This is a genomic window from Armatimonas sp. (genome assembly GCF_043760365.1).
Taxonomy (GTDB): Bacteria; Armatimonadota; Armatimonadia; order Armatimonadales; family Armatimonadaceae; genus Armatimonas.
Window position 1 is genome coordinate 1 of record NZ_JAYUPA010000060.1, and the last position, 6,733, is coordinate 6,733.

A 6,733-nucleotide genomic window follows, 5' to 3' on the forward strand; every position below is an offset into this window, starting at 1 on the left:
CGACGCTTGGGGCGTGGGGCAGCGGCTCTAAAACGCGCTCCGTCTCGCCGCGAATCCCCAGGCGGCGACGGCTGGTAATCACGCAGCGCAGGGCCGGGATGTCTTTGAGGAGACCTTCCACCAGCCGGGCACCGTGCGTGAGAATCTGCTCGAAGTTGTCTAAAACCAGCAGCGGCGCTTCTTGCTGGCGCAGGGCATAGACAATCTGCTCACGCGGCGGGGCATCGCCTTTAGGCAGCGCGAGCGCAGCATGAATCGCCTCGAAAAAGCCGCTCTTCGCATCGCTCACTTCGGCAAGGGGCACAAAAAGCGCGTTGGGGAGAGCTTGTTTGGTAAGCCGCGTCTTTCCCATGCCGCCCGGGCCGGTGAGCGTCAAAACGCGTTCACCTTTGGGGGGCTTGCTGGCCCACTCGCGCAGCGCCAGCACATCGGCTTCGCGGCCATAGTAGCCATCCAGCCCTTCCAAGAAAACTCCCCCCCCCGCCCCCGCACCCAGAGGGTACCCGGGGGGAGCCATTGTTGGGGCGGGCGGGAGCGCTTGCTCCGGGAAGCGGCTGGCCAGCTCGCGGCGCAGGAGCTGGGCTTCGTCGGTGTGGCCCACGGTCTCTAAGTCCAGCGCAAGACGGGTTAATACAGTAAAGCAGCCCGCCTTGAGCCGCTCGCGCTCGGTCTGCACCCAGTCCTCGTAGAAGCCGGGAAGCAGGTCGCCTTTGTAGAGCGCGGCGGCGGCGCGGAGTGAGGGCAGGCGCTGCTCGGGAGTCGAGGCGCGGACGGCAGTGAGGAGATAGTCATCGAAGCGGGCGACATCGCTCGTAATACTGGGGCGCACTTTAACGCCGCTATTGCTCTTCTCTAAGATGTCCTCTCCTAGGTCGGCTTTGAGTTTAGAGAGCTCGTCACGGAGCCGGGGGTTTTGTTTCTGTGGGTCTTCCTCGGGCCAGAGAAGCTCGCCCAGCTCCTCGCGGGAGTGCACGCGCTCGGGGCGTGCGGCGAGCATCGCCAGCAGGAGGCCACCGCGCCGGGTGCGGAAGCGCGAGACGCTTACGTCACCGCAGACGGCGCGTGGCCCCCCGAAGAGCTCAATAAGCCATGTTGTCGGAACACTTTCCACTGCCACCAGATTCGGCAGACGGCAGCAAGCTTCCTCTGTCTAGTGAACTGTCTCTCGACTCGTCATCACCCAGCCGCTGAGGAGGGCATGAAGCAGCGTCTCCGAGCGGCTATGCGTCTCTAGCTGCTGCCCGATTCGTCGGAAGCCACTCTTGACGGTCTCCTCCGAGACACAGAGATACTCGGCAAGAGTTTTATTGTTGGTGGTGCGGAGCGCCACGGCGGTCTCTAGCAGGGTCTTGAGTGCCGGAGTAAGCGGACAGCTCGTTGTTTGTCGGTTCGGTTGCGTTGACATCTTTCTAAACTCCTCATCAAACGGCGCTGCTTTCTTTGGGTTTGGTGCAGCGTATGCAAGGAGTCTAGGAGGCAAGCGTAGACAAAACGTAGACACCATTAGGGGCACGAAATTATATTTATGCGGACACTAATATTCGAGGCAACAAGTTGCTCTCGCTAAGCGCTTCGCGGGCGACCCTCCGGGTCGGGGAACCGAACTTCCCGCACTCGGAGAGTGCCCGGCGTTAGCCCCTAGCGAGAGGGACTTGTCCCCTCGGTCTCGAACGTGGCATCACAGATTAAGCGTGAGCGCCGTCACGGAGGCGGCGGGAACGGTCAGGGTGAGCGTGTTACCCGAGAGCATTGCGCCCTCGAAGGGCTGCGGCGCGATGGCGTTGGGATGAGCCGCCATGTTGTGTGTGTCCAGCGCAGCGGCGGTGAGCGTCCGGCCCGTTACGGAGGCGAACGCGGCCCCAAGATCTACCGTGAGTGGCTGCGCATCCGAGGCGTGAAGATTACAGAGCGTGAGCAAGACACTGCCATCGGCGGCCTTGGACGCGGAGGCATGGAGCGTCGGGAGCGTCTTGCCCTCCAGCGTGTACTCGCCGCAGGCTAGATGGAGTGGGATATTTTGCGCGTCCTGGTGGCCTTTGTACATCTCAAAGACATGCCAGGTCGGGGTTTTGATGAGTGTCGGGCCATCGGTCAGAAGCACAGCTTGCAGGACATTCACGGTCTGCGCTAGGTTGGCCATGTGCACGCGCTCGGCGTGGCTGTGGAACAGATGCAGGTGGATTCCCGCGACTAGCGCGTCTCTGAGGGTGTTTTGCTGGTAGAGAAAGCCTGGGTTCGTGCCCGGCTCGACATTAAACCAGGTGCCCCACTCGTCCACGATCAGGCCGATCTTACGCTGAGGATCGTAGTGGTCCATGAGCGCACCATGGCGTTCCAGAAGCTCACCCATCTTAAACGTCCGCTGGAGCGTATCGAACCAGCCCGCCTCATCGAAGCCCGTGGCAGGGCCTTTGTCGGTCCAGTTGGTCGTGTAGTAGTGCAGCGAGAGCCCCTGCATTAAGTGATGGGGGGTATTTTTCAGCAGCGCCTCGGTCCATTTGTAATCATCAACGTTGGCACCACAGGCAATTTTATAGAGCCGATTGCCGCCGTAGTTGCGGCAGTAGGTGGCGTAGCGGCGGAACTCATCGGCGTAGAACTCCGGGCGCATGTGACCCCCGCAGCCCCAGCTCTCGTTGCCCACGCCCCAGTATTTTACGTTCCACGGCGTCTCGCGCCCGTTTTTGCGGCGCTCATCGGCACGCGGGGAGATGCCATCGAAGTTGACGTACTCTACCCACTCGGCCAGCTCTTGAACGGTGCCGCTACCGACATTGCCACAGATATACGGCTCGGTTCCGAGGCGCTCGCACAGATCCAGAAACTCATGTGTGCCAAAGTGATTGTTCTCGGTGACTCCGCCCCAGTTGGTATTGACCATGCTCGGGCGGCTCTCTCTGGAGCCAATGCCATCGCGCCAGTGGTACTCATCGGCAAAGCAGCCTCCGGGCCAGCGCAAGTTCGGAATCTGAATCTCTTTGAGCGCCTCGATCACATCCTCGCGGAACGTATCATCGGCGTTCCAAAAGCCGCCATAGATACAGCGCCCTAAGTGCTCGGAGAAGTGACCGTAGATATGGCGAGAGATCGTGGTTCGGGCTTCATCGGGGTGCAGAGCAAGAGTGTTCATAGTGGGTATTCTTTGGGCTATTATTTTCTGTTATTTTTTCTGGATAAGTGCGGCGCGCGCCTTGAGTGCCTGGGCATCATTGGGGAATCTCAGGTTCTCCAGCTCCGTGGCGAGCGCACTGAGCTTCACCTGAAGGCGCTTCGCCTGTTCGTCGGAGGCCACGGAAAACATACCAACCCGAGGCTTGCTCAAGGGCTTGTTGTTTCTATCTTGCGGGGTGATCTTCCAGCGGTAGCTCTTGCCCCGTGCCAGTGCCGTGGTGATACGCCACTCGGCCTGTGTGGTTTGGGTCTTGACGAGCGGCTTTCCCTTGGGGTCCACCAGCTCCGCGCTGTAGTGATGCACTTTCGGAGTGGCTTTCCAGGTGATAATGGGGTGCACTGTCAGCGAGATGGGGGGGCGATCCACGATCAGGCTACTGGGGGGAAACAAAGCACTGACCCCCACGGGTTTTGCCGCTACGGGGGATGCCAAGGGGGACGCACCGGTGCCGCGTAGTGTTTGGAGCTGCTTCTCTAACTGGGAAATCTTACCCCGAAGCTGGGCACGCTCACGCTCATAGACCGCTTGGAGGTGCGCGGTGTCTGGAGCGGGGGATGCGGTAGGAGCACTGATTGGAGCCGATGGCGCCGTGGCGGGTGTTTTCGGGGAGAGCTTTCCGTAGAGTGCTCCCAATCCCAGGGCATTGAGTGCCAGAAATAGTCCGGGGATCAGTGCCGAGCGGGCGGGTTTGGGCGCGGAATGCGAGGCCTTGGTGGGGGAGGTCGGTGCTGCGAGCGAGGAGGGGGCTTCCACCACCCGCAGCACCGGAGCACTCTCGGAGAGGGTTTCCTCAGAGGAGCCCATGCCCAGCGGGGAAGAGATCACGAGGGCAGGCCGGGGAGCACTTGGCTGCTGTTCGGCAAAGCGACGTAGCGCCTGAAAGTCCTGACGGCAGTGCTCGCACGCTCCCAGGTGGTCGTCCACGCGGTTCTGCTCCCGTGGGCTAAGGCGCTCCTCCACGGCGCTGAGCAAGAGCTCCGCGGGCAGATGCGGCAAGCTTCCCAGAACACTCTGGTAGAAAGCCTCCACCGCCTTGAGGTCGCTTTTGAACTCACTCACAGCGTCTGCTCCCCCCAGAGATCCAGCAGGTTCACGAGCCGGAGGCGGGCGTTCAGGCGCTGCTGGCGCACCGTCTCGGGCGTGATCTTGAGCAGCTCCGCCAGGCGCGTGTCGCTACACGGAAGCTCCCGTAAGAGCACAGGGAAGGAGCGTGTTCCAATCTCCATGGCCTGGGCTAGCTCCCCCTCGCGGACGATCTCATGGCGTGTCAGGAGCGAGAGAAGGCTCTCACCTGCCGTGTCTTGTGCGCCCAACAAAAGAATTACCCGCTGGCGTACCGGCAGTGCCAGGAGTGCGTCCCAGAGCTGGCGCAACAGAAACACCGCCTCTAGCTTTTCTGCCAGCGGGTGGTTCTCCCCCACATCGTGAACCGGGGGCTCTGGCAAATCGCTTAGGGCTGCCACTACCGAGACCAGTGCCTCCACTGCGACCCGGTGGCCCACATCACTGAGAATGCGCTCCATGAGCTCTGTCAGGAAGTGCGTCGCCTGCGGGTCGAGCCCTGCCTTGCAGGTGGCACCTGCAACTGTTGGAACCGTGACAAGGCGCTGCCAGCGGGCGCTTGTGGTGGCACGCCCTGCGCCCTTGATGCCCGCGAGCAAGCCCCCGCCGAGCCCCTTCTCCAGGAGAAAGCGATCCGCCCGGTTGCGCAAGACGGAGAGAATACAGAGCTGGAGCTGCCGCCTAGCGGGCTGAATCGTATTGAGGTGCTGGGAGGCGATCTGCAAAGTGACGGACTCAGTGAGCTCAACGAGATCGGGAGGTGGAAGCTGTTTCTCACGCAGGAGGGTAAGCTGCTGAGCCAGTGCTGTCTGCGCACTCTCACGCAGCATCAGGTCGCTGATTCGTTGGACATGGAGGGTTTGCTCAAGTTGCGGGTGTAGGTGCTTGGAGAGCAGCGTCTCCAGGTGCCGTCGAGCCGCCTTGCCCTCTTTCTCGGACACAAAGCGTGCTCCCAGCCGCTGCACCTGCCAGCGCTCCCACCCTGCAAAAATTGCCATCGTGTGTATTGTACCAAACGCTCTAAGCTCTCAGAGAAGCGCGGTCTCTTTTACCGCACGCAGCGTCGCCACCAGCTTTCCCAGCGCCTCGCCACCGTCCTCGGGCCGCCAGGCCGGGACATGAACAAAGGCGCTCGGAAAGGGAAGCTGTGCATGTAGGGCCTGGTAGGCCAGATGATTACACAAAAACGCCCCCGCCGAGAGGCTCACGGTAACGGGCAGGGGAGTTTTTTTCTCCAGCGCCTGCGCAATGGCTGCAACATTTAGCCTTGCAAAGTAGGCATCTGGCCCGCCTGCGACAATCGCCGCATTCCGTGGCTTTGCGCCTAGGTTGTCGGGCAGGCGGAAATCATCCCAGTTGATCGCCACTTTCTCTAATCGCACCGTCTGCGGCTCGCGCCCCGCCTCACCCAGCATCAACCAGAGTGTCGGCAGCTCCGGGAGCGCCGCCAGCGCCGTCTGCGCCACGCGCCATGCCAGCCCCCGCACGACCGGTAGAACTGCCACGGTAATCTCCGGGTCCAGCGCCGCCCAGCAGAGCGCCGCCTCCCGCGAACCATTCACGGAAGCGTTGCCAAACGAATCGAAGGCAGTGACAAAGACCATCCGAACGAGCTACTTGCCCATCGCCTTGACATTCACCAGGCACCGCTCGATTCCTTCCAGGGCGGGCAGGGCATCGTCTTCGTACTCGACGATGTACCACTCGGTGTTGCCATTGGTCTCGCACTCGGCGAAGATCTCCGTGAAAGGCACGTCGCCATCCCCGACCGGCGGGGCGTAGGAGTCGTGGGCGATATTGTAGTCTTTGAGGTGAATGGTCAGGGCGCGGCCCGGATAGCGGGTGAGAAAGTCTAGCGCATTGGCCGACGAGCCGCCGTGCAGGGCGTTGCCCGTGTCAAACTGCATGACGATGGATTTATCGGTGTTGCCAAAGAACGTGTCCCAGGGCAGCTCGCCGCCTTCCCCGAACGGCTTGAACTCCGTGTGGTGGTTGTGGTAGCCCGTCACCATGCCGTGCGGCGCAAGTTTCGCCGCGATCTCATTGAAGACGTTTGCGGTCTCCCGCCACGCCTCGGTGGAGTTGGTCCACTTCGACGCCAGCCCGGGGACGATCAGAAATTTATTGCCCAGGGTCTTGTGAAACGCCACCGACGTCTCAAAATTCTCTCCGAGAAGCGTGTCAATGCCGACGTGCGCTCCGGCGCACGCCAAGCCGTTTTCGTCGAGGAGCGCCTTCAGAGTGGCTGCATCGTTGCCGTACCAGCCCGCAAACTCCACGCCCTCGTAGCCCATCGCCTTGATCTTCGCCAGTGTCCCCGCCAGGTCTTTCTCGCACTCGTGGCGGACGGAATAAAGCTGCACTGCAATTGGAATTCTAGTCATGGCCTTTGGTTCGACGCGAGGTTATCTAAAACCTCCGTGAGGAATTTTTGGACATCGGCGATGCTCTGGGGGGAGACTTCGTGGCCCATGGGATACTCTTTGTAGGTCATGAGCA

7 protein-coding genes are annotated in these 6,733 nt (G+C 61.4%); all 7 read right to left on the bottom strand.

What is annotated here, in order from left to right:
• On the bottom strand, positions 1-1,111 hold a 1,111-nt coding region (locus ACH2EH_RS01485; protein ID WP_395138130.1), incomplete at its 3' end, for a BTAD domain-containing putative transcriptional regulator.
• Positions 1,112-1,150: 39 nt separating this feature from the next.
• Positions 1,151-1,405 carry a hypothetical protein gene (locus tag ACH2EH_RS01490; RefSeq protein WP_395138133.1) on the bottom strand — a complete coding sequence of 85 codons (255 nt, stop codon included), beginning with the start codon at positions 1,403-1,405 and terminating at the stop codon, positions 1,151-1,153.
• Between the two features lie 273 nt (positions 1,406-1,678).
• Positions 1,679-3,130, bottom strand: a complete 1,452-nt coding sequence (locus ACH2EH_RS01495; RefSeq protein ID WP_395138135.1) for an alpha-N-arabinofuranosidase — start codon at positions 3,128-3,130, stop codon at positions 1,679-1,681.
• Between the two features lie 30 nt (positions 3,131-3,160).
• Positions 3,161-4,231, bottom strand: a complete 1,071-nt coding sequence (locus ACH2EH_RS01500; RefSeq protein WP_395138139.1) for a zf-HC2 domain-containing protein — start codon at positions 4,229-4,231, stop codon at positions 3,161-3,163.
• Positions 4,228-5,232: a hypothetical protein gene (locus ACH2EH_RS01505; RefSeq protein WP_395138141.1), complete on the bottom strand. Its 1,005-nt coding sequence runs from the start codon at positions 5,230-5,232 to the stop codon at positions 4,228-4,230. The genes ACH2EH_RS01500 and ACH2EH_RS01505 overlap by 4 nt, the downstream gene beginning before the upstream one ends.
• Before the next feature lie 30 nt (positions 5,233-5,262).
• Entirely contained in the window at positions 5,263-5,838 is a 576-nt protein-coding gene (locus ACH2EH_RS01510; RefSeq protein ID WP_395138144.1) for a pyroglutamyl-peptidase I, read from the bottom strand.
• 9 nt (positions 5,839-5,847) lie between these two features.
• Positions 5,848-6,618: a sugar phosphate isomerase/epimerase family protein gene (locus tag ACH2EH_RS01515; RefSeq protein WP_395138146.1), complete on the bottom strand. Its 771-nt coding sequence runs from the start codon at positions 6,616-6,618 to the stop codon at positions 5,848-5,850.
• Positions 6,619-6,733 lie beyond the last annotated feature (115 nt).

Bases quoted from the DNA above. Each gene is read 5' to 3' on its own strand.
- ACH2EH_RS01490 (WP_395138133.1), bottom strand. From the start codon at position 1,405: ATGTCAACGCAACCGAACCGACAAACAACGAGCTGTCCGCTTACTCCG.
- ACH2EH_RS01505 (WP_395138141.1), bottom strand. From the start codon at position 5,232: ATGGCAATTTTTGCAGGGTGGGAGCGCTGGCAGGTGCAGCGGCTGGGA.
- ACH2EH_RS01515 (WP_395138146.1), bottom strand. From the start codon at position 6,618: ATGACTAGAATTCCAATTGCAGTGCAGCTTTATTCCGTCCGCCACGAG.
- ACH2EH_RS01495 (WP_395138135.1), bottom strand. From the start codon at position 3,130: ATGAACACTCTTGCTCTGCACCCCGATGAAGCCCGAACCACGATCTCT.
- ACH2EH_RS01510 (WP_395138144.1), bottom strand. From the start codon at position 5,838: ATGGTCTTTGTCACTGCCTTCGATTCGTTTGGCAACGCTTCCGTGAAT.